General features: G+C 68.9%; 22 protein-coding genes and 1 pseudogene. 14 read left to right on the forward strand and 9 right to left on the reverse strand.

Annotated elements, in window-relative coordinates; genetic code table 11:
- Window positions 1-526 (forward strand): annotated as a pseudogene (locus tag ON34_RS22055) (DUF6542 domain-containing protein); the annotation flags it as partial.
- Between the two features lie 391 nt (window positions 527-917).
- Here ON34_RS22055 and ON34_RS22060 read toward each other — a convergent pair.
- Window positions 918-1,922 carry a 4-hydroxy-3-methylbut-2-enyl diphosphate reductase gene (locus ON34_RS22060; protein WP_040782453.1) on the reverse strand — a complete coding sequence of 335 codons (1,005 nt, stop codon included), beginning with the start codon at window positions 1,920-1,922 and terminating at the stop codon, window positions 918-920.
- 286 nt (window positions 1,923-2,208) lie between these two features.
- Between ON34_RS22060 and ON34_RS22065 the strand changes: the two genes are divergently transcribed.
- The 4 genes from ON34_RS22065 to ON34_RS22080 all read left to right on the forward strand — a co-directional run bounded on the left by ON34_RS22065 (window position 2,209) and on the right by ON34_RS22080 (window position 4,803).
- Window positions 2,209-2,865, forward strand: coding sequence for a lipid droplet-associated protein (locus tag ON34_RS22065; RefSeq protein WP_040782455.1), 657 nt, complete (start codon window positions 2,209-2,211; stop codon window positions 2,863-2,865).
- Window positions 2,862-4,184, forward strand: a complete 1,323-nt coding sequence (gene xseA / locus ON34_RS22070; RefSeq protein WP_083889623.1) for an exodeoxyribonuclease VII large subunit — start codon at window positions 2,862-2,864, stop codon at window positions 4,182-4,184. Before ON34_RS22065 ends, xseA begins: the two co-directional genes overlap by 4 nt.
- 62 nt (window positions 4,185-4,246) lie before the next feature.
- Window positions 4,247-4,462, forward strand: coding sequence for an exodeoxyribonuclease VII small subunit (locus ON34_RS22075; protein ID WP_051022998.1), 216 nt, complete (start codon window positions 4,247-4,249; stop codon window positions 4,460-4,462).
- Entirely contained in the window at window positions 4,459-4,803 is a 345-nt protein-coding gene (locus tag ON34_RS22080) for a VOC family protein (protein WP_040782463.1), read from the forward strand. Before ON34_RS22075 ends, ON34_RS22080 begins: the two co-directional genes overlap by 4 nt.
- Before the next feature lie 24 nt (window positions 4,804-4,827).
- Here the strand turns inward: ON34_RS22080 and ON34_RS22085 are convergent, their stop codons facing one another.
- Together ON34_RS22085 and ON34_RS22090 are read right to left on the reverse strand one after the other, a co-directional pair.
- A complete protein-coding gene (locus tag ON34_RS22085) occupies window positions 4,828-5,325 on the reverse strand; it encodes a GNAT family N-acetyltransferase (protein ID WP_040782466.1) in 498 nt (165 codons plus the stop codon).
- Between the two features lie 193 nt (window positions 5,326-5,518).
- On the reverse strand, window positions 5,519-6,085 hold the full coding sequence (locus ON34_RS22090) for a DUF4245 domain-containing protein (protein WP_040782469.1): 567 nt from the start codon (window positions 6,083-6,085) through the stop codon (window positions 5,519-5,521).
- Between the two features lie 163 nt (window positions 6,086-6,248).
- Here ON34_RS22090 and glpX point away from each other — a divergent pair, with 163 nt between their 5' ends.
- The gene (gene glpX / locus ON34_RS22095; RefSeq protein WP_040782471.1) at window positions 6,249-7,292 is read left to right on the forward strand and encodes a class II fructose-bisphosphatase; all 1,044 of its coding nucleotides are present in this window, start codon (window positions 6,249-6,251) and stop codon (window positions 7,290-7,292) included.
- A 364-nt stretch (window positions 7,293-7,656) separates the two neighbouring features.
- Window positions 7,657-9,081 (forward strand): class II fumarate hydratase, encoded by a 1,425-nt coding sequence (locus ON34_RS22100; RefSeq protein ID WP_040782474.1) that lies wholly within the window; start codon window positions 7,657-7,659, stop codon window positions 9,079-9,081.
- Between the two features lie 95 nt (window positions 9,082-9,176).
- Here the strand turns inward: ON34_RS22100 and ON34_RS22105 are convergent, their stop codons facing one another.
- The 4 genes from ON34_RS22105 to ON34_RS22120 form a co-directional block, all read right to left on the reverse strand.
- On the reverse strand, window positions 9,177-10,034 hold the full coding sequence (locus ON34_RS22105; RefSeq protein WP_040782476.1) for an acyl-ACP desaturase: 858 nt from the start codon (window positions 10,032-10,034) through the stop codon (window positions 9,177-9,179).
- Between the two features lie 99 nt (window positions 10,035-10,133).
- The gene (locus tag ON34_RS22110; protein ID WP_040782794.1) at window positions 10,134-10,715 is read right to left on the reverse strand and encodes an LGFP repeat-containing protein; all 582 of its coding nucleotides are present in this window, start codon (window positions 10,713-10,715) and stop codon (window positions 10,134-10,136) included.
- Between the two features lie 183 nt (window positions 10,716-10,898).
- On the reverse strand, window positions 10,899-12,173 hold the full coding sequence (gene phoH2, locus ON34_RS22115) for an RNA 5'-3' helicase PhoH2 (RefSeq protein WP_373291970.1): 1,275 nt from the start codon (window positions 12,171-12,173) through the stop codon (window positions 10,899-10,901).
- Window positions 12,174-12,550: 377 nt separating this feature from the next.
- Window positions 12,551-12,919: a DUF488 domain-containing protein gene (locus tag ON34_RS22120; RefSeq protein ID WP_040782481.1), complete on the reverse strand. Its 369-nt coding sequence runs from the start codon at window positions 12,917-12,919 to the stop codon at window positions 12,551-12,553.
- Window positions 12,920-13,005: 86 nt separating this feature from the next.
- Here ON34_RS22120 and ON34_RS22125 point away from each other — a divergent pair, with 86 nt between their 5' ends.
- Window positions 13,006-13,278, forward strand: a complete 273-nt coding sequence (locus tag ON34_RS22125; protein ID WP_040782482.1) for a hypothetical protein — start codon at window positions 13,006-13,008, stop codon at window positions 13,276-13,278.
- A 6-nt stretch (window positions 13,279-13,284) separates the two neighbouring features.
- Here ON34_RS22125 and ON34_RS22130 read toward each other — a convergent pair whose 3' ends face one another.
- A complete protein-coding gene (locus ON34_RS22130) occupies window positions 13,285-13,719 on the reverse strand; it encodes a limonene-1,2-epoxide hydrolase family protein (RefSeq protein WP_040782484.1) in 435 nt (144 codons plus the stop codon).
- Between the two features lie 23 nt (window positions 13,720-13,742).
- Entirely contained in the window at window positions 13,743-14,459 is a 717-nt protein-coding gene (locus ON34_RS22135; protein WP_040782486.1) for a TetR/AcrR family transcriptional regulator, read from the reverse strand.
- A gap of 108 nt (window positions 14,460-14,567) precedes the next feature.
- On the opposite strand from ON34_RS22135, the gene ON34_RS22140 reads away from it, so the two are divergent.
- From ON34_RS22140 to ON34_RS22165, 6 genes are all read left to right on the forward strand, one after another.
- Window positions 14,568-15,764 carry an FAD-dependent monooxygenase gene (locus tag ON34_RS22140; protein ID WP_040782488.1) on the forward strand — a complete coding sequence of 399 codons (1,197 nt, stop codon included), beginning with the start codon at window positions 14,568-14,570 and terminating at the stop codon, window positions 15,762-15,764.
- Between the two features lie 201 nt (window positions 15,765-15,965).
- A complete protein-coding gene (locus tag ON34_RS22145; RefSeq protein WP_051022971.1) occupies window positions 15,966-16,352 on the forward strand; it encodes a hypothetical protein in 387 nt (128 codons plus the stop codon).
- On the forward strand, window positions 16,349-16,930 hold the full coding sequence (locus tag ON34_RS22150) for a DUF3558 domain-containing protein (protein WP_083889624.1): 582 nt from the start codon (window positions 16,349-16,351) through the stop codon (window positions 16,928-16,930). Before ON34_RS22145 ends, ON34_RS22150 begins: the two co-directional genes overlap by 4 nt.
- 19 nt (window positions 16,931-16,949) lie before the next feature.
- The gene (locus ON34_RS22155) at window positions 16,950-18,140 is read left to right on the forward strand and encodes a PPE domain-containing protein (RefSeq protein WP_040782492.1); all 1,191 of its coding nucleotides are present in this window, start codon (window positions 16,950-16,952) and stop codon (window positions 18,138-18,140) included.
- A complete protein-coding gene (locus ON34_RS33730; protein WP_051022972.1) occupies window positions 18,140-18,877 on the forward strand; it encodes an ESX secretion-associated protein EspG in 738 nt (245 codons plus the stop codon). The genes ON34_RS22155 and ON34_RS33730 overlap by 1 nt, the downstream gene beginning before the upstream one ends.
- Window positions 18,878-18,912: 35 nt before the next feature.
- Entirely contained in the window at window positions 18,913-19,353 is a 441-nt protein-coding gene (locus ON34_RS22165; protein WP_040782493.1) for a DUF6841 family protein, read from the forward strand.
- Window positions 19,354-19,609: the final 256 nt, after the last annotated feature.

The following is a 19,609-nucleotide window of genomic DNA, read 5'->3' on the forward strand; positions in this document are numbered from 1 at the left end:
GGCGATCCCGCTGGTGAACCGCTTCCCGACCATGGTGCTCGCCACGGTCGCCGTGGCCCTGATCGGCGGCGCGCGAATCCTGATGCACCGCCGCGAGGAAGAGGCGAACCGGCCGCTCCCCGTGCGCCGCGGCGCGAGCGCGGGGAAATCGCCCGCCAAGAAGACCAAGCCCACTCGCTCCTCGGGCACGCTCGCGGAGGCGGCACGACGCAAAGCCCGCCGCCCGCGGCCCGATCCCGACGAGCCTGACCTCGACGACTTGGACGACCCCGCCCCTCGCCCGGCCCGTCGGCCCGCGGCCCAGGTCGCCGACGCACCGCCCCGGGTCGCGCCGTCCCGGCCGCGCGAGGGCCGCGCTCCTGCGCGCGGCGGCTCCCGCCCGACCGGGGCGATGCCCCGCGCCGAAGGCGAACCACCGCGCGCGCCAGGCGCACGCCGCGACATCCCCCCGCATCCGCAACCCAATGTCCGCTACCGCGAGCGGGATTCGAGCCGTACCGAACGACGCAGGCCGGAGAATCTGTAGCCGGGCGCTCTGCCGAAAGTCCGCTGCCGGGCTGTGGTCCTCGCGGCAGCGACTACGCATGCGACGGCTCGCGTGACGTTCGCGACCAGAACAGCAAGCGCGCTTCACACCCCTGCCGCCGCAGTCCACCTGATCGACCTAATCCGCAACGTCACCTCGGCTCACTACTGATCGGCCGCCGCATCCACGAGGGAATTCCCAGCGGAACCGACCCGACCGCGACCAAAGGGTCACGAACAGCTGGGTCGCCGGGTCACCGAACACATCGGCGCACGCCGCTCGCAGTGCACCCATCGCGGCGACCGCCGCGGCAGCGGCGAACTCGCCAGGGACGGTCACTCGGAGGCAGGCTCAGAGGCCGTGGACACCCGGCGCCGCACGTCGAACAAGGTCAGCGCCGGGCATCGCGCAGTTCGCGGGGCAGCGCGAAGACGAGCGTCTCGTTGGCCGTGGTGACCGGCTGGACATCGCCGTAGCCGTGCTCGGCCAGCATGTCCAGAACGCCGCGGACCAGGATCTCGGGGACCGACGCGCCCGAGGTGATGCCGATCGTGCGGACGCCATCGAGCCAGGCGGGGTCGACCTCGCGGGCGAAGTCCACCAGGTAGGCGGCCTTGGCGCCCGCCCCGAGGGCGACCTCGACCAGGCGCACCGAGTTCGAGGAGTTGCGGGAACCGACCACGATCACCAGGTCGCATTCCGGCGCCATCGCCTTCACCGCGACCTGACGGTTCTGCGTGGCGTAGCAGATGTCGTCGCTCGGCGGGTCCTGCAGGGCGGGAAAGCGCTGCCGCAGCCGCTGCACCGTCTCCATCGTCTCGTCCACGCTCAGCGTGGTCTGCGAGAGCCAGATCACCTTGGATTCGTCGCGCACGGTGACCTTGTCCACCGCGTCCGGCCCGTCGACCAGCTGGACGTGCTCGGGCGCCTCACCGGCGGTGCCCTCGACCTCCTCGTGGCCCTCGTGGCCGATCAGCAGGATGTCGAAGTCGTCACGGGCGAACCGCTTGGCCTCCTGGTGCACCTTGGTGACCAGAGGGCAGGTCGCGTCGATGGTGTGCAGATTGCGCGCGGCGGCGGAGGAGTGCACCGCGGGGGAGACGCCGTGCGCGGAGAAGACGACGACCGCGCCCTCGGGGACCTCGTCGGTCTCGTCGACGAAGACCACCCCGCGCTCGCGCAGCGTCTCCACCACGTGCCGGTTGTGCACGATCTCCTTGCGCACGTAGATCGGGGCGCCGTGCTTTTCCAGCGCCTTCTCGACGGTTTCGACGGCACGGTCCACGCCGGCGCAGTATCCGCGCGGCTCGGCGAGTAGCACGCGCTTTCCGCCGTCGGCGTTCACGACGCCTGCCGAGCGGGCGATTCCGACGTTCAAGGGAATGGCCGAAGACATGCCCACAGGATACGTGCGGCCCGGGGCCTCGCCACGTCCGGGAGTTGTCCGTCACATCGCCCTGGTACGGGCCGCGAGCTGGGCCGAAAGATCACCGAGGAACACGCGGCGCCGCGACGCGCGGGTGCACGTGAGGAATACTCGCGGCGCGCCCGCGGGCTATTCTCCGCATATGAGCGCAGCGCCGCGAAATACCGGCCGATCCGCCACGCCCCGGGGCGGACGGATATTCGGACGGCGCACACCCCTCCTTTGCATAACACACCATTTCGGGCAGGCTAGGACCATGTTTCGACCACCCTTTCTGGCCCGGGTCGCCGCCGGAGCCGCCGTATACGCCCTCGAGGAAACCCGCCGACTACCCACGGCGGCAATGAATTTCCCGATCACGGCCATCAGTCAGCTGCTGCAGACCACGATGCACGTCCAGCAGTTCGTGACCAGCCTGGCCCTGAAGGGCGACGCGGTTTTCGACCGTTTGTCCAACCAGCCGGTCGAACAGCCGGAATGGGCCACGTTCGACGAAGACCTCGACGATCCCAGCCCCACCACGCACCACGCCAGTCGATTCGACCTCTACACCGCCGACGAGCCGGAACCGGCCCGCACGCCGGAAACCTTCCCTGCCGACACCGCCCGCGCCACCGAGACCAACGGCCACACCTCGGCACCGGCCGTCGACGACCCGGCCGACCCGAAAACCGCTGAACCGGAAGCAGAATCGGATCCCGAGCCGGCCGCGAAGGCGCCCGAGATCGTGGAACCGGAAGTCGCCACCCGCTACGACTACCTCAACATGACCCTGGCCCAGCTGCGCGCCCGGCTGCGCATGCTGACCGTCGAGGACCTCACCGCGCTGCTGGAGTACGAGCAGCAGACCCGCGCCAGGGCGGCGTTCGTGACCATGCTGACGAACCGGATCGCCACCGTTCGGGCCCAGTGACCGACCCTCGGACACCCCCCTCGCCGACGGTTGGCCGGGAAACCTCCGGCCAACCCGCCGCCGCACCGGCCAACTCCGCCGAGCACCCCTGGCCGGTGCGTTCCGTGGCCGTCAAGGTCGCCCAGTGGATCGACCGGCTCGGCAGCATCTGGGTGGAGGGCCAGATCACCCAGATCAACCTGCGCCCCGGCACGCGCACCGCGTTCCTGGTGCTGCGCGACCCGTCCGCCGACATGTCCCTCTCGGTGACCTGCGACCCGGACCTCATCCGCAATTCCCCGCTCCCGCTGCACGAAGGCAGCCGGGTGGTGGTCTACGGCAAACTCTCCTTCTTCACCGGACGCGGCACGATCTCGCTGCGCGTGCTGGAGATCCGCCCGGTCGGCATCGGCGAGCTGCTGGCCCGCATCGAGCGGCTGAAGGCGCTGCTGGACGCCGAGGGCCTGTTCGATCCCCGGCTCAAGCGCCCGCTTCCGTTCCTGCCCGGAACGATCGGCCTGATCACCGGCCGCGCCAGCGCCGCGGAGCGCGATGTGCTGAGCGTCGCGCGCAACCGATGGCCCGCGGTGCGCTTCGAGATCCGCAACACCGCGGTACAGGGACCCACGGCGGTGCCGCAGATGCTCGCCGCGCTGGCCGAACTCGATCGCCATCCCGCCGTCGAGGTGATCGTGCTCGCGCGCGGCGGCGGGAGCGTGGAAGACCTGCTGCCGTTCTCCGACGAGGCGTTGTGCCGCGCCATCGTGGCCGCCACCACCCCGATCGTGAGCGCGGTCGGCCACGAACCCGACAATCCGCTCAGCGACTTCGTCGCCGATCTGCGCGCGGCCACCCCCACCGACGCCGCCAAGCGCATCGTCCCCGACGCCGCCGCCGAGCTGGCCTGCGTCCGTGAGCTGCGCGGCCGCGCCGCCGCGGCGCTGCGCGGCTGGGTCGACCGCGAGACCAGCGCGCTCGCCCAGCTGCTGTCGCGGCCGGTGCTCGCCCACCCGCTGCGCGAGATCGACCGCCGCCAGGAAGAGATCGAGCGCCTGCGCGCGTCGGCGCGCCGCTGCGCCGAGCACGGCATCCGCACCGAAACCACCGCGACCAGGCATCTGCGCGAGAAACTCACGGCGGTGGGCCCGGCCGCGACGCTGGCCCGTGGCTACGCTGTCGTCCAGCGCGTCACCGGCCGGGAGCGGGTGGTGGTGCGCTCGATCGAGGACGCGCCCCCGGGCAGCCAGTTGCGCATCCGGGTCGCCGACGGCGCCGTCACGGCCGCCGCGCTCGGCGCCAAGGCGCTGGGCAGCACGCACACCGACACAGGGAGGAACTGACCTTGGCCGAGCCCGGCAAGTCAGCGGATAAGGACGCGACGGGCGCCGACCCCGCCGACGAACTGGCCGAGATCGCCGGTTTCGGCTACGAGCGCGCCCGCGACGAACTGGTCAACGTGGTGAAGATGCTCGAGCAGGGCGGCCTCGACCTGGACGAATCCCTCGCCCTGTGGGAACGCGGCGAGGCACTGGCCAACCGCTGCGAAGAGCACCTCGCGGGTGCGCGCAAACGTGTGGAGGACGCGCTGCACCGCTCCGACCTGGACCAGCGCGGATGACCATTCGCCGCGCCACCCCGGACATCCGCACCACCGACCTGGCCGCCAGCCGCGACTTCTACCGGCTGCTCGGCTTCCACGAGGCGATGGACCTGGGCTGGGTCGTCACGATGGCGTCCCCGTCCAACCCGACCGCCCAGGTCCTGCTCGTCGGCCCGGACGCCGAACAGCTCCAGCCGGACATGAGCGTGGAGGTCGACGACGTCGACGCCGTGCACGAGGCGATGACCGCGGCTGGCGCCGACATCGTCTACCCGCTGCGCGACGAGCCGTGGGGCGTACGCCGCTTCTTCGTCCGCGACCCCAGCGGAACCATCGTCAACGTGGTGAGCCACCGCTGACCGACAGCCCCGCTGGGTCCCCGGCTAGCGCGGCACGGATGTGGCGCGGAACCGGGCTACGCCGTCCTGTGTGCCGACCCGCCGGAACCCGGCCTTCTCCAGCACACGCACCGACGGCGGGTTCGCGAGTTCGACATCGGCATACACCACGCGAACACCGGGCGCGGTGAACGCGTGGGCGGTCAGCGCGACAACCGCCTCGGTGGCGTAGCCGCGGCCACGCCGTGACGCGACGACGCCGTACCCGAGCTCCAGATGGCCGTCCAGCGGCGGCCAGAACAACCCGATCGATCCGACGACGAGCCCGCCGGCTCGCTCGACGATCAACCGGTGCCCGAAGGGGCTGAGCCAGCCCGGATGCTCATCGAACAGCCCAGCGACGACGCGATCGCCCTCGGCCGGGAAATCCGCGGCCCACGCAGGCGCGCGCCGGTCGTCGCGCACCGCGGCGGCCTCGTCGGCCGTCCACGACCGCAGGACGAGACGTTCGGTGGTCAGCTCTGGGGAAACAACAACAGACACGTGACACTCCTGGTCATCGAAGAGGACCGGTCCGCGCCGACGCGTCTGCGAAATCAGGGGCGCGCGGACCGGCGGAAGGCATGCGAAAGACGGCTGTGGACAGCCATATTCATCAACCTCCGAGATCCGATTCGGCACGTGTCTCGCGCCGCGGCCAACCTATCCGTCGCGGGCTGCCGAGGGCAAGCGCGTTTCAGGGCTTCAGCGGCTGGGCTGCGGTGATCGCCTGGGCCAGGGTGGTGAACGCCGCCTGGTTGCCCGCGCCGGTGATCAGCACACGGGATTGGCCCAGGTCGGCGATCCACGCGGTCTCCGAGCCCTGCTCGGCGTAGACGATCCACTTCTGCGCACCGATCTGCTCGGCGCCGCTGGCGTACCGGGATCCGAGTACGAACCGGGCCAGCGCCTCCTCGGTCGCGTTGCTCTGGGTGAAGCGCATGTAGGTGCCCTGCGGCGTGATGTAGCCGACGGTGCTGACCGGTCCGCCGCCGGTGCCGCCGATGGATTCGCGGCTGCCGGAGTTCGGCGTCCAGTCCGCGGGCAGAGCCGGGTTGCGGATCGGGAACGGCAGGGATTTGGCGTCGGCGGTGAGCGCCGCCCGCACGTCGAAGTGCGGGATCTGTCCCTGGGTCGGACCGTTCGCGGCGAAACTGCACTGGCTGGCCAGACCCGCGAACACCACGGCGATCAGCACCAACGGGATCAGCGACCAGAACAGATCCCGGTAGTCGTTCATGATGCGTGGCTTTTGGTACGACACGCTCCCAGTATCCACTCGCGCGGCGACGCTCACCCGCGCACCCCGATCACCCGGACCAGGGGTGTACGACCATGCCCCGTCGATGCGCGACCGCTCAGTCCATCGCTGAGCACCGAATGAGACAATTGACCGGTACGTACCGACGCACAGGAGGCACCCCGCAATGACGGCAACTTCCCCTAGCCCCAGCCGCCGCGAGGCGCCCGACCGCAACCTCGCACTCGAGCTGGTCCGCGTGACCGAGGCCGGGGCGATGGCCGCGGGCCGGTGGGTCGGACGCGGCGACAAGGAGGGGGGCGACGGCGCCGCTGTCGACGCCATGCGGCAGCTGGTCAGCTCGGTGTCCATGCGCGGCATCGTCGTCATCGGCGAGGGCGAGAAGGACGAGGCGCCGATGCTGTACAACGGCGAAGCCGTCGGCGACGGCACCGGCCCGGAAGTGGACTTCGCGGTGGACCCGATCGACGGCACCACGCTGATGTCCAAGGGCGTGCCCGGCGCGATCTCCGTGCTCGCGGTCGCCGAGCGCGGCGCGATGTTCGACCCGTCGGCGGTGTTCTACATGCACAAGATCGCCGTCGGCCCCGACGCCGCCGATGTGATCGATATCTCGGCTCCGATCGGCGAGAACATCCGCCGGGTCGCCAAGGCGAAGAACTCCTCGAAGTCCGACCTGACCGTCTGCATCCTGGACCGTCCCCGGCACGCCGAGCTGATCCAGCAGGTGCGTGACGCGGGCGCGCGCATCCGCCTGATCTCCGACGGCGACGTCGCCGGCGCCATCGCCGCCGCCCGCCCGGACTCCGGCACCGACATCCTGGTCGGCATCGGCGGCACGCCCGAGGGCATCATCGCCGCCGCCGCGCTGCGCTGTATGGGCGGCGCGCTCCAGGGCATGCTCGCCCCGAAGGACGACGAGGAACGGCAGAAGGCGATCGACGCGGGCCACGACCTCGACCGCGTGCTCAGCACCGAAGACCTGGTCTCCGGCGACAACATCTTCTTCTCCGCCACCGGCATCACCGACGGGGACCTGCTGCGCGGCGTGCGTTACTTCGGCGGCGGCGCGTCGACCCACTCGATCGTCATGCGCTCGAAGTCCGGCACCGTCCGCATGATCGACGCCTACCACCGCCTGACCAAGCTGCACGAGTACTCGTCGGTCGACTTCATCGGCGACGAGCACGCCATCCCACCGCTGCCGTAACTTTTTGCAGCGCTGTGTCCGATTTGCAGCGCCTGTGGCGCTGCGTGTTCGCGGCCCCCTTATGGCTCGTGTCGGAGCGACCGCCGCTTGCGACTTCGTCGCGGACGCGGCGGCCACTCCGACACGAGCCGGGCCGCGAACGGACAATGCCAGGTCTCGCTGCGCTCGAAATCCGCAGTTGGGCCGAGTGGGCGCGTATCGCCATATCCGCCGACCTCAGCGTTCGCCAAACCTTCGGAGCTGCGGCGACGGGAATCGTCTCTTCATTCGATGCCCTTATTCCCGGGCGGGCACGCGGCGGGTGTGCGAATGACCTCAGGCGTGGCAGCCCCATCGGGGGCGGGTGCGGCATAAGGTCGGAAATATGACGGAGGAGAGTCAGTACCGCATCGAGCACGACACCATGGGTGAGGTTCGGGTTCCGGTGGACGCTTTGTGGCGGGCGCAGACCCAGCGGGCCGTGGAGAACTTCCCGATCAGCGGACGCGGCTTGGAGCGCGCGCAGATTCGCGCGCTCGGCCTGCTGAAGGCCGCGTGTGCCACGGTGAACCGCGACCTGGGTCTGCTCGATCCCGTGAAGGCCGACGCGATCATCGCGGCGGCCGAGGAGATCGCGGACGGCAAGCACGACGACCAGTTCCCGATCGACGTCTTCCAAACCGGTTCCGGCACCAGCTCGAACATGAACGCCAACGAGGTGATCGCCTCGCTGGCCAAAGCGAGGGGCGTCACGGTACACCCGAACGACGACGTCAACATGTCGCAGTCGTCCAACGACACCTTCCCCACCGCAACGCATCTCGCCGCCACCGAGGCCGTCATCACGGATCTCGTGCCCGCGCTGGAGCATCTGCGCCTGGCTCTGCTGGACAAATCGACCGAGTGGCGCACCGTGGTGAAGTCCGGCCGCACCCACCTGATGGACGCCGTCCCGGTGACCCTGGGCCAGGAGTTCGGCGGTTACACCCGCCAGGTGGCGGCGGGCATCGAGCGCATCATGGCGACGCTGCCGCGTCTCGGCGAGCTGCCGATCGGTGGAACGGCGGTCGGCACCGGGCTCAACGCGCCGGAGGGCTTCGGCGCGAAGGTCGTCGCCGAGCTGGTACGCGCCACCGACATCGACACGTTGCGCGAGGCCGAGGACCACTTCGAGGCGCAAGCCGCGCGGGACGGTCTGGTCGAGGCCTCCGGCGCGCTGCGCACGATCGCGGTGAGCCTGACCAAGATCGCCAACGACATCCGCTGGATGGGCTCTGGCCCGCTGACCGGACTGGCCGAGATTCAGCTGCCCGATCTGCAGCCGGGCAGCTCGATCATGCCGGGCAAGGTGAACCCCGTTCTGCCCGAGGCGGTTACCCAGGTCGCCGCGCAGGTGATCGGCAACGACGCGGCGGTCGCCTTCGCCGGCGCGGGCGGCGCTTTCGAGCTGAACGTGTACATCCCGGTGATGGCGCGCAACCTGCTGGAGTCGATTCGCCTGCTGGCCAACGTCTCCCGGCTGTTCGCCGACAAATGCGTGCGCGGCCTGGTCGCCAACGTCGAGCACCTGCGCACCCTCGCCGAGTCCTCGCCCTCCATCGTCACTCCGTTGAACTCCGCGATCGGGTATGAGGAGGCCGCCGCGGTGGCCAAGGAAGCGTTGCGGGAGAAGAAGACGATTCGCCAGACCGTCATCGACCGCGGACTGCTCGACGAGAAACTGACCGAGGACGAACTCGACCGCCGCCTCGACGTGCTCGCCATGACGAAGCTGAAAGACGCCGACTCCCCCGCCTCTCCGGGACTCTAGGCTCCCCGCCTCTCCGCGAGGCGGGACAGCAACGCCACCTCGTAACCGTTCGGCTATCGAGGTGGCGTTGGCTATCGTCCGCTGGAAAGGCTCAATCAGTCCCGCAGGTACGCGAGTTCGTCGCGGGCCTGCTCGCCGTTCGGACCGAAATCGGTGCGGGTGAAGACCTTCCACCGCTTCAGCAGCGGAGCGAAGACCAGTTCGCCCTCCTTGGCGCGGTCGTAGACGCCCGCCTCGGCGAGCACCTCGTCGCTGCTGCGGCCATCGGTCAGGGTGACGGTGGGGACCTGGAAATCGGCGACCCGGTCCGCGATGGCGCGGATGGTCTGGTCCGGTACCAGGTCGAGAGCCGCGGCGATCAGGTCGCCGAACACGGCCGACTGCAGTTCGTCGTCCAGCGCGATCCGCTCGGCGATGGCGGTGACCTGCGGGTTCTCCTGGAGCGCTGCGATGTTGCGGTGCCGGACCGCACTGGCGGCCTCCTCGAAGGCGCAGGCGGCCAGCACGTCGAGCAGGTGCATCGCCGGACGGCGGAAGCCCTTGGTCATGTGCTCCATGCGCAACCGCTCCAGTTCCACCGGGTCGACCGCCCTGGTGACCATGAGGTAGTTGCGGATCATGATCTCGTGCCGGTTCTCCTCGGCCGTCCAGCGGCCCACCCAGCGCCACCACGCGCCGGTGCGCAGGTATTTGCCCACCTCACGGTGATACGAGGGCAGGTTGTCGGCGATCAGCACGGAGACGGTCAAGGCCAGTTTGGCGGTGTCGCTGAGCTCGGACTGTTCCGGCGCCCAGTCGGTGCCGCCGAGAAATGCGAAGTTGCGCCCGTTGTCCCACGGCACGAAGTCGTGCGGCTGCCACCCCTCGGCGGCATCGACGTGCTTGCGCAGAATCAGTTCTACGTCCACCGCGAGCGATTCGAGCAGTTCGCGATCGGTCAGGAGAGTTTGCACCGAAACAACCTAGCGGCTTGGCCCGCGAAGCGGGGGTGGATGGATGGGACGGACTGGCACACCGGGACCGTCCAGCGGTCCCGGACGCCGAAAACGGGGTTACGACTTCGGCGTGACGGTGATAGTACCGTCCACCCAGGTGATGGTGCCGCCGGTGAAATCGCTCTGCTTACCGCCGGGGATGTCCTTCTCGTCGCTGATCGGGTAGCCGAGCCTGCCGTTCGCGCCGCCGTTCTCCTCCCATGCCTTGCGGATCTCACCCCAGACGATGTGGGGCTCACCTTCCTTGGCCTCGTAGATCGTGCCGCCCGCGAAATCCTGGTATTCGCCCTCGTCGGGACCGTCCTCCTCGGCCTCGAGCGGAAGGCCGAGCGGGCCGGTCGGGCCGCCGCTGCGGATGTACTTGTCGTAGATGTCGCCGGAGACGGTGATCTCGCCGGACGGGGTCATGATCCTGATCTCGTCCGCGGCGGCGCCCGGTGTGCCCGTGGTGCGGTCGGCGTTCTCCCGCGTCGTGGTGTACCCAGCGGTGGTGGTCGTCGGTGACGCGATGGTGGTCAACCTGCCGGTCGTGGTCATGACGGTGTCGTTGTCCCCGTCGTCACCGCATCCGGCGACGACCAGCCCGGTCGCGGCGAGCACTGCGGTGAATCCAGCCGTTCGTCGAGCGAAGTGGTGCATGTCCATCCTCTCGCAAGGGGCTACCGGCACACCACGGGCTCGGTGACGCCGCCGGTAGCCTCGGCCGATTGCCGGCGATGACCCGGTGATCACAGCGACCACCGGGTCATACCGAACAGCTATCGCGGCGGATAATACCCGCCGGATAGGAGGTGAAACACGCTGCTGGACGGCGTGCCCGGGTCAGGCGTTCGGGCCGTATTCCTCCAGCATTTCGGTGACCAGCGCCGCGATCGGCGACCGTTCACTGCGGGTCAGGGTGATGTGCGCGAAAAGCGGGTGGCCCTTCAACTTCTCGATCACCGCGGCGACTCCGTCGTGCCTGCCGACCCGGAGATTGTCGCGCTGGGCGACGTCGTGCGTGAGCACCACCCGCGATCCGGTTCCGAGCCGGCTGAGCACCGTGAGCAGCACGTTCCGCTCCAGGGACTGGGCTTCGTCCACGATCACGAAGGAATCGTGCAGCGAGCGCCCGCGAATGTGGGTCAGCGGCAACACCTCCAGCATGTCGCGGCTGAGCACCTCTTCCATCACCTCGCGGCTGGCCAGCCCGTCGAGCGTGTCGAAGACCGCCTGCGCCCAGGGGCCCATCTTCTCGCTCTCGGTGCCGGGCAGGTAACCGAGTTCCTGGCCGCCGACCGCGTACAGCGGACGGAACACCACCACCTTGCGCTGGGTGCGCCGTTCCAGCACCGCTTCCAGACCCGCGGTCAACGCGAGCGCGGACTTGCCGGTGCCGGCCCGGCCACCGAGCGAGACGATGCCGACGCTCTCGTCCAGCAGCAGGTCGAGCGCGATGCGCTGCTCCGCGGAGCGGCCGTGCAACCCGAACGCCTCACGCTCGCGCACCAATTGGACCCGCTTGTCCGGAGTCACCCGGCCGAGGGCGCTGGAGCTGGCTCCGAGCAGCCGGATGCCGGTGTGGCAGGGCAGTTCCCGCGCTTCGTCGAGATCGATCACCGACTCGGCGTAGAGCTGATCGATCCGCGACGAGCTGACGTCCAGCTCCACCATGCCGGTCCAACCGGAGGTGACCACGTCCTGGGCGTGGTATTCGTCGGCGTGCAAGCCCACCGCACTGGCCTTGACCCGGAGCGGAATGTCCTTGGACACCAGCACCACTTCGCGGCCCTCGGCCGCGAGATTGAGCGCGCAGGCCAGGATTCGGGAGTCATTGGTGTCGGTGCGGAACCCGACCGGAAGGACCGCGGGATCGGTGTGGTTCAGTTCCACCTGCAACGTTCCGCCCTCGGTGCCGATCGGCACCTGCTGATCCAGCCTGCCGTACTGCAGGCGCAGATCGTCCAGGTTGCGCAGCGCTTCCCGCGCGAACCAGCCCAGCTCATGATGGTTCCTTTTGGCTTCGAGTTCACTGATGACCACCAGAGGTAACACCACGTCGTGCTCGCCGAACCTGGTGAAGGACCAAGGATCCGACAGCAGGACCGACGTGTCGATGACGAATGTTTTGCCGAGTAATTGCGAGGGGCGGGCCCCCTTCGCGGCGGCTCCGCCTTTCGCGGAGCGGGAGTTCGCCGAGGGAGCGGAAACGGAGCGTGCAGCAGTCACGGTGGGCTCCTCTGTGTTCGTGCGGCACTCGCACGAACGATCGCGCTGGACCGGTCCGTCCTGATGGACCCGACGTTGCCGTCAGGTGCCACGAGGGCCGGGTGCCGGCCCCCTCGTACTGAGTAGCTCAGTCACGGTCAGGACCTCCCGTACGAGCCACACCGCCGCGGCCCGCACACCCGACGCTACCTGCGAACCCCGCCTCCGCGCTCAGGGACTGATGGGCAGGTCCGTGAATTTGTCGTAAACCGGAACGTCGGACGGGCTCAACGCAGCAGGTCGAGCAGTACCGTGACATGGCTGTGCGCCGGATCCTGTACGGCCGTGAGCAGGGTGACCGGACCTTCAGCGGCCAAGGCGCGCAATTCCCGCAAATCTTGCTGAGCTTGCGCCGAGGCGAGCTCGTCCCGGTAGCGGTCGGCGAACTCGGTGGCGCGGGCATCCCGGTCGGCGTGGAACCAGCGCCGCAGTTCGGTGGACGGGGTGAGCTCCTTGGGCCAGCGATCGACCCGCGCTTGCGCCTTGCTGATCCCGCGCGGCCAGAGGCGGTCGACCAGCACTCGGGTGCCGTCGTCCGGGTCCGGTGTGTCGTAGACGCGCTTCACCCGGAAGCCGGGGGGCGGTTGCAGTGTCATGGCAGTCATCGCAGCACGGCTTCGGCGCCGTCGCGGGATACGCCACGCGGTCGCTGTCGGCCGGTCGGACGGATAGAGTCGCTGGTATGTCCGGTAACGAGGATTTGGAGAAGCTGTCGTCGAAGGAGTTGCACGACCGAGCGATGAAGCTGGCCGTGCGGCGCGGTGATGTGAAGTTCCTCTGGCGGCTGCTCACCTCGATCCCGGCCGCGGAGGCCGCCGCGGGCAACGTCGGCGAGAGCGAGGCGGACATCAAATATGTGCTGCCCATGATCGACGACTACATCCACGCGGGCGACAGCGCGGTCGCCGAGGTGTTGCGGCCGGTCTACCTGGAGTACCTGACCAAGCACTCCTGAGCCTGGTCAGCCGCGCTCGGTGCGCCGTGCCAGTATCGCGCGCCCGATGCCGACGGCCGTGCCGCGCAGGACGTTCTCCCAGCTGAAGTGGTCGTGCCACAGGATGATTCGGCCGTCGCGCAGTTCGAACGTGCCTGCCACCCAGAACCCGACGCGCGCCGGACCGAAGCGCAGGTAGTCGGTGCGGTCGGTGAGCACGATGTCGCCGTCGGCGGCGATGTGGTGCAGGTCGACGCCGAATCGGAGCCAGTCGCGGCGCAGCCCGCGCAGCAGGCCACCGACCCGGCGAACGCCTTTCACATCGGGCAGCGAGGTGTTCTTCCAGACGATGTCCGGATGCAGCAGGTCGATCGCCTCCTCGGACGCGCCGAGTTCCAGTGCGGCGAAGAATTCGCGCACCGTGGTGATCGAGTCCTGTTTCAGATCGGGTTCGTCGGTCATGGTCCGAGCCTAAGCCGCGCTGGTCAGCGACGACGCGCGATGAGCACGGCAAGTCCGTCGAGGATGCGCCCGATGCCGAACTTCAGTGCGCCCTCCCCGCCCGCGGCCGCGCCCTCGTCGGCGAACGCGGCGGCCGACTCCGGGTAGCGATCGGCCGCGGCGGCGACCATCTCGGCGAACTGTTCCGCGAGCTGTTTCTCGAATGTTTGGGCATCCATCACGCGCGTCTGCTGCACCAGGCTGCGCGCGTGGCCGGTCAGCAGGACGATGGTGTCCAGGCGCTCGGCGTTGGTGAGTCCGGTCCCGGCGAGCGCGCCGAGCGCGGACTCCATCCAGGCCACCTCGTTCGGGCCGATCGGCCGCACCCCCACCGACACCTCCAGCGACCAGGGATGGTCGCGAAAGCGCTGGTAGAGCGTCTCACACCACAAGCAGAGCCGCCCACGCCAAGGATCCTCGGCCGCCGACTCGGCCGCCGTCATCTCCGGGGGCGCGCCGAGTGCGGCGTCCAGCATCAGGGCGACGAGTTCGGCTTTGCCGGGCACGTAGCGGTACAGCGACATCTTCGTGAAGCCCAGCCGCTCGGCCAGCCGCTGCATCGACAGGTTGGCCAAGCCCTCCGCGTCGGCGAGCGCGATCGCCTCCGCGACGATCCGCTCCAGCGACAGGGCTGGTTTCGGCCCGCGCTTGGGGCGCTGCTGGGTGCCCCAGAGCAGTTCGAGGGCGGTCGGTGTGGGCATGACCGAATCCTTCCGGAGAACGCCTTGACGTGTAACTGTGTCTACCATACGCTTATTCGCGTCCATAGGATACAGTTTCCATTAGACGCAGATTCTCCAGGAGCTTCCATGCGCAACACCACGGTCCTCATTTCCGGCGCCAGCATCGCCGGGCCCGCACTGGCCTACTGGCTGCATCGATACGGATTCGCGGTCACCGTCGTCGAGCGCGCTCCCGCCCTGCGACCCGGCGGACAGGCCGTCGTCTTCAAGGGCCGCACCCACCGCACCGTCCTGGAGCGGATGGGCATCCTCGACGACGTCGAAGAACGCCGGACCGGCACCACCGACACCGTGTTCGTCGACGAACGCGGCACCCGGCTCGCCCTGATGTCGGGCGATTTCACCGGCGGCGACGTGGAGATCCTGCGCGGCGACCTGTCCGCGATCCTCTACCGGCGCACCGCCGACCACTGCGAATACCTGTTCGGTGATTCGATCACCGCGCTCAGCGAGACCGGCGACGGCGTGCACGTCGAGTTCGAGCACGCGCCCGCACGCACCTTCGATCTCGTCTTCGGGGCCGATGGCATCCACTCCCGGGTACGAGCGCTGACTTTCGGTCCAGAACGGGAGTTCGTGAAGTACCTGGGTTACTACTACGGCGTCGCGGGCGCGAGCCCATGGAGCACGCAGACGAGCGAACCCCGCGAACGAGCGACCGCCTACGCCCACAACGCGCCTGGGCGGCTCGCCATCACCGGCGGCCCGAAGGCGCAGCAGATGTACATGTTCGCGTCCGCCGAACTGGACTACGCCCGCGACGACAGCGCCACCCAGCGGCGCATTCTCACGGAGGCCTACGCCGACGTGGGATGGGAGGTGCCGCGGATGGTCGCGGAGCTGGCCGACTTCGACGACGTCTACCTGGACTCGATCAGCCAGGTCCGCATGGCGGGCCGCTACACCAAAGGACGCGTCGCGCTGGTCGGCGACTCCGCGTACGGAAACACGCTGGGCGGCTTCGGCACCGGACTCGCCGTGGTCGGCGCGTACGTCATCGCGGGCGAGTTGGCGCTGGCCGACGGCGACCACACGGCGGCCTTCGCCCGGTACGACGAGATCATGAAGCGGTACGCGAAGATCGCGGGCAACAGCAACGTCGGCCCCTTCCTCGCTCCGAAGACCGCCCGCGGCATCAGAATGCGCAACTGGTTCCTCGGATCTCGGTTGTTCGGCCTGATGGCGAAATACGGCGACAACGCCGCCAACGACATCGACCTGCGGGACTACCCCGCTCTCGTCGGCGCGCGGGATGCGAGCTGAGAACTCGTCACCCGCCTTGACACCGATCGGACTCGGCCCGCTCGCCGGGTCGCCCGACACAGAACCGCAGTTCGCGAGGGCCGTATCGCCGACGCCGAGTGCCGCGGGGCGTCGACCCGGGCAGCCCGTTGTGTTTCGATGGAACCGGAGCGGGATGGGACGCGTCTATAAGGTCAGACAGCACTGACGGAAGGGGCGGCGATGGTGGACAGTCCGTTTCCCGGTTACATCGAGGCTGCGAAAACCGGGTCGCTGCGGGTGCGGATGGATCCGCAGGGGTTCGTCGAGATCGACCGGGCGTGCCAGGAATTGATCGATACGCTCGTGGCAGCGCAAACCGACGCGCGCGAACTCGGTGAGCGACAGTCCTGGGGACTCGGCGAGAACAATCCCCGGTTGTCCTCCGCTATCGAGTTGGTCCGCCTGTTCCGCGAGAAGGCGTTCGGCGGGCCGAACAATGCCTTCGACACCCTGACCGACTACATCTCCATGGCGCAGGAGATCCAAGCCATGTTCAAAACCATGTGCGATGCCTACGTCCGCACCGATACGGAATTCGCCGCGGCGATGCGGGAGCTCAGCGTATGAGGATCGGCACAGCCGCTCGGAGAATGGGTTTCGCGGTCGGAGCGGTAGGTGTCGTCTTGCTGGCCGCGTGCGGTCAGGCCACGCCCACCGACGCACCGACGTCGACCGCTTCAGGGACCGCCGGTGCAGGGCCGAGGCCGTCCGGCGGAGCGACCTCGGAGGCGGCGTTCGATCCCTGCACGGCACTGACGCCTCAACTACTCGCCCAGCGCCAGTGGGACGCCAAACCGCCGGAACCGAAACAGGACAGCCAAGGCGGCATCACCTGGAAAGGGTGCCGCTACGTCGCTCGATCCGGCTACGGCTTCGTCGTCGAGACGACCAACGGCACCCTCGATCAGGTTCGAGGAAAGTATCCCGCGGCGGTGGACATTTCGGCAGGCGACCGGAAAGCCGTGCGCTATGAGGCCCGTCCGGACATTCCCGGTGGCTGCACGGTCAACGTCGAGATGGCATCCGGCTCGCTCTACATCCTCACCAACGTGCCACAGACCTCGATGAACAAGGACCTCGTGGCCTGCGATATCGCCACCGACATCGCCCAGACAGTCGCACCGCTGCTGCCTTCGGGCAGCTGAACACCGGGGGAAAGCGATCATGAGACAGACCGATGGCCGAGCGATCACCAATCCGGAGAACGCCCAAAGTTTCTCGCACGCCGAGATCAAGCAGGCGGCGGACGGGATGAACCCGGCCGAGCTCGGCGGTGCGTTCGACGCGTGGGCGGGTATCGCGGCGGCTGTGACGAACGCGGGGCAAGAGTTCGAAACCGCGATCAAGAAAGCGGTGGAACAGCATTGGGAGGGCGCGGCGGCGGAGAGCGCGGTGCGCGCCGTGCGGGACTACGCGGCGCGGGTAGGGGATTTCGGCGAGGCCTTGGGTGCCCAGAACGGGCCGCTGTCGACGGCGGCGAACGCGGCGGCGAAGTTCAAGGCGTCGGTGCCGGACATGCTGGACACCTCCGGTAGTCAGGCCGATCCACAGCAGCGCAACTCGCGGGAAGAACAAGCACGCGACGAGATGAACACCCAGTACATCCAGCCGTACGGAACCACCGCGCCGGGCATTCCCACCCTGCCGCCACCCATCGGTCCCGCCGCCGCGTCATCGGGAGTCGAGGCCGCGAACAGCGCGGAGCCCGGTACGGGCGTCAGCCCACAGGCGCTGTCGAACGGCACCGGCGCCAGCGACGCCGCGGCCGCCGACAACACGCCCCCTTCCGAGAGCAGCGGCCTCACCGGCGGCGCCGACGCGGAAACGAGCCCGGATGAGCCAGCGCCGCCGACACCGGAGAATGTTCCGCAAACCATTGCTTCTCAGGCGGTTTCACAAAACCAGGACATCGGGACGTCGACGGCGGCCGCATCCACCACGCGGTCTCCGGCATCCGGCCTCGGCACCCCGATCGTGCCCACCACGCCCCTGCCGACGACGCCCGCCACCGTCACTCCGACCTCGCTCAACGCCACGCCGAGCAGGCCGGGCACGCCCAGCCCTCTCGGTCGGCCGGGTGTCACCGGAGAAAGCGACAACCAACCGCGACCAGGTACCTCCCGCGCCGCACCGCCCACCGCCCCTGCGGCGTCGACGGCGCCATCGGCCGCGCCGGGACGCCCCGGCGCGCCGGGCGTCTCGGGATACTCGGGCATGATCCCGCCCGGTATGCGTGGCCGGCGCACGGACGACGACGAGCACAAATCGCCGAAGTACCTGCGCACTGAAGAGCACGCGAAAGAGTTGCTCGGCGAGGTGAAGCCGACGGTGCCGCCGGTGTTCGGAGAACAATGATGGCGCGGTGGACACTGTCGGCCGAGCAGTTCGCCGCGGCGTGGTTCGGCACCGGCCTGGACCGTATGCCGTTCCCGTTCCGGTTCACCAGCCGGTTCCCCGGCCTGCACGAGTACCGGGCCTACCAGCGGCAGTTCCGCGCCGAGCTGGAACGCGACGACCGGCTGCCGCTGCGCACGGCGATCACCACGCTGGCCCGGCCCGACTGGCGCATCGAGATGGTCGGCTACGACAACACCCGCGACGGCATCGAACTGCGCGCCGTCGCCTGCGGCACCCGCACCGGCTCGGGTGTGCTCGCCGAGCAGTCCCCAGGGCCGGATGGCGGCCGAGTCCGGTTGCGCCGCTGCCGAACCGACCAGCTCGCCACCGAACTGGTGCGCCTGCTGCCGGACGCCCCGGCCGGCACCGCGGGGGAGAAGAGCTTTCTGCTCGACGACCTCAACGACGATCGCCCCGATCTGCTGGGCAGCGCGCCAGCCAGTCAGGTCAAGGAGCGCTACCGGCGTTTCTGGCGCCAGTCGTGCACCACGCGTGGCACCGCCGTCGTCCTGCTGGGCCCGCGTAACGCCGAACCGCTGCGCACCGGCCGCCTGCGCTGGATCGACACGCCCGACGGCCGCTACTGCGAGGTCCCGGCCAATCGCGCGCTGATGATCCGGCCCGGTACCAGCGCGGATATCGCCCGCTACCTGGACGAGGCGATCGTGCGCGCCAAAGCACGCATGGACCGATAGTTTCTCCGCGGCGCGCGGGCTCGTAGTTTGGGGCTATGCGAACTCGGGATGAAATCGAAGCATTTCTGGACGAGTATCAGCAGGCGTTGAGCTCGTTCGACGCCGAACGCTCGGCCACGCTGTGGGGGACGCCGGGCACGATTGTGAGCGACCGATTCGTCGGCTCGCTGTCCTCGCGCGCGGAGATGGCGCAGGGGCTGCGGCAGTCATATCCCTTCTATCGAGCGTTGGGGCTCGCGTCGGTCGACCACACCTTGCTGGGACAGGTGGAGATCACCGAACGCATCACACGGTTGCGTGTCCGCTGGCATTTCTTCGACAACGCGGGCGAATTGCTCACCGACAGCGACTACGAATACCTGCTGCGCCGCGACGATGACGGCGCGCTGCGCGTCTATGTCGCGGTCGCGATCGACGAAATGCGGAAGCTGACCGAACTCGCCGCCGCCAAGGGCATCGAACTGCCGGGTGCCTGATTGCACCCATGGTGCACCGATCCCCGCTTCGCACATCCGATGGACAGGGTCAGCCGCGTGCCCGCCTCGGCGGCGATCAACGCGCCGCCGCCCGGCGGACCAGATTCCGGCCTTGTTCGACTTCCACGCCGAGTTGGCCGAAACACTGTCCTGAACGAGTCTTCTCGGTGCCGGACCACCATTTGGTCCGGCGTCGAGACCGAGCTCGGGTCGAGTACCCGGTGCCAAGTAGTCGGTGGATACGGGCACGAATCAT

Source organism: Nocardia pneumoniae NBRC 100136, assembly GCF_000308755.1.
Taxonomy (GTDB): domain Bacteria; phylum Actinomycetota; class Actinomycetes; order Mycobacteriales; family Mycobacteriaceae; genus Nocardia; species Nocardia pneumoniae.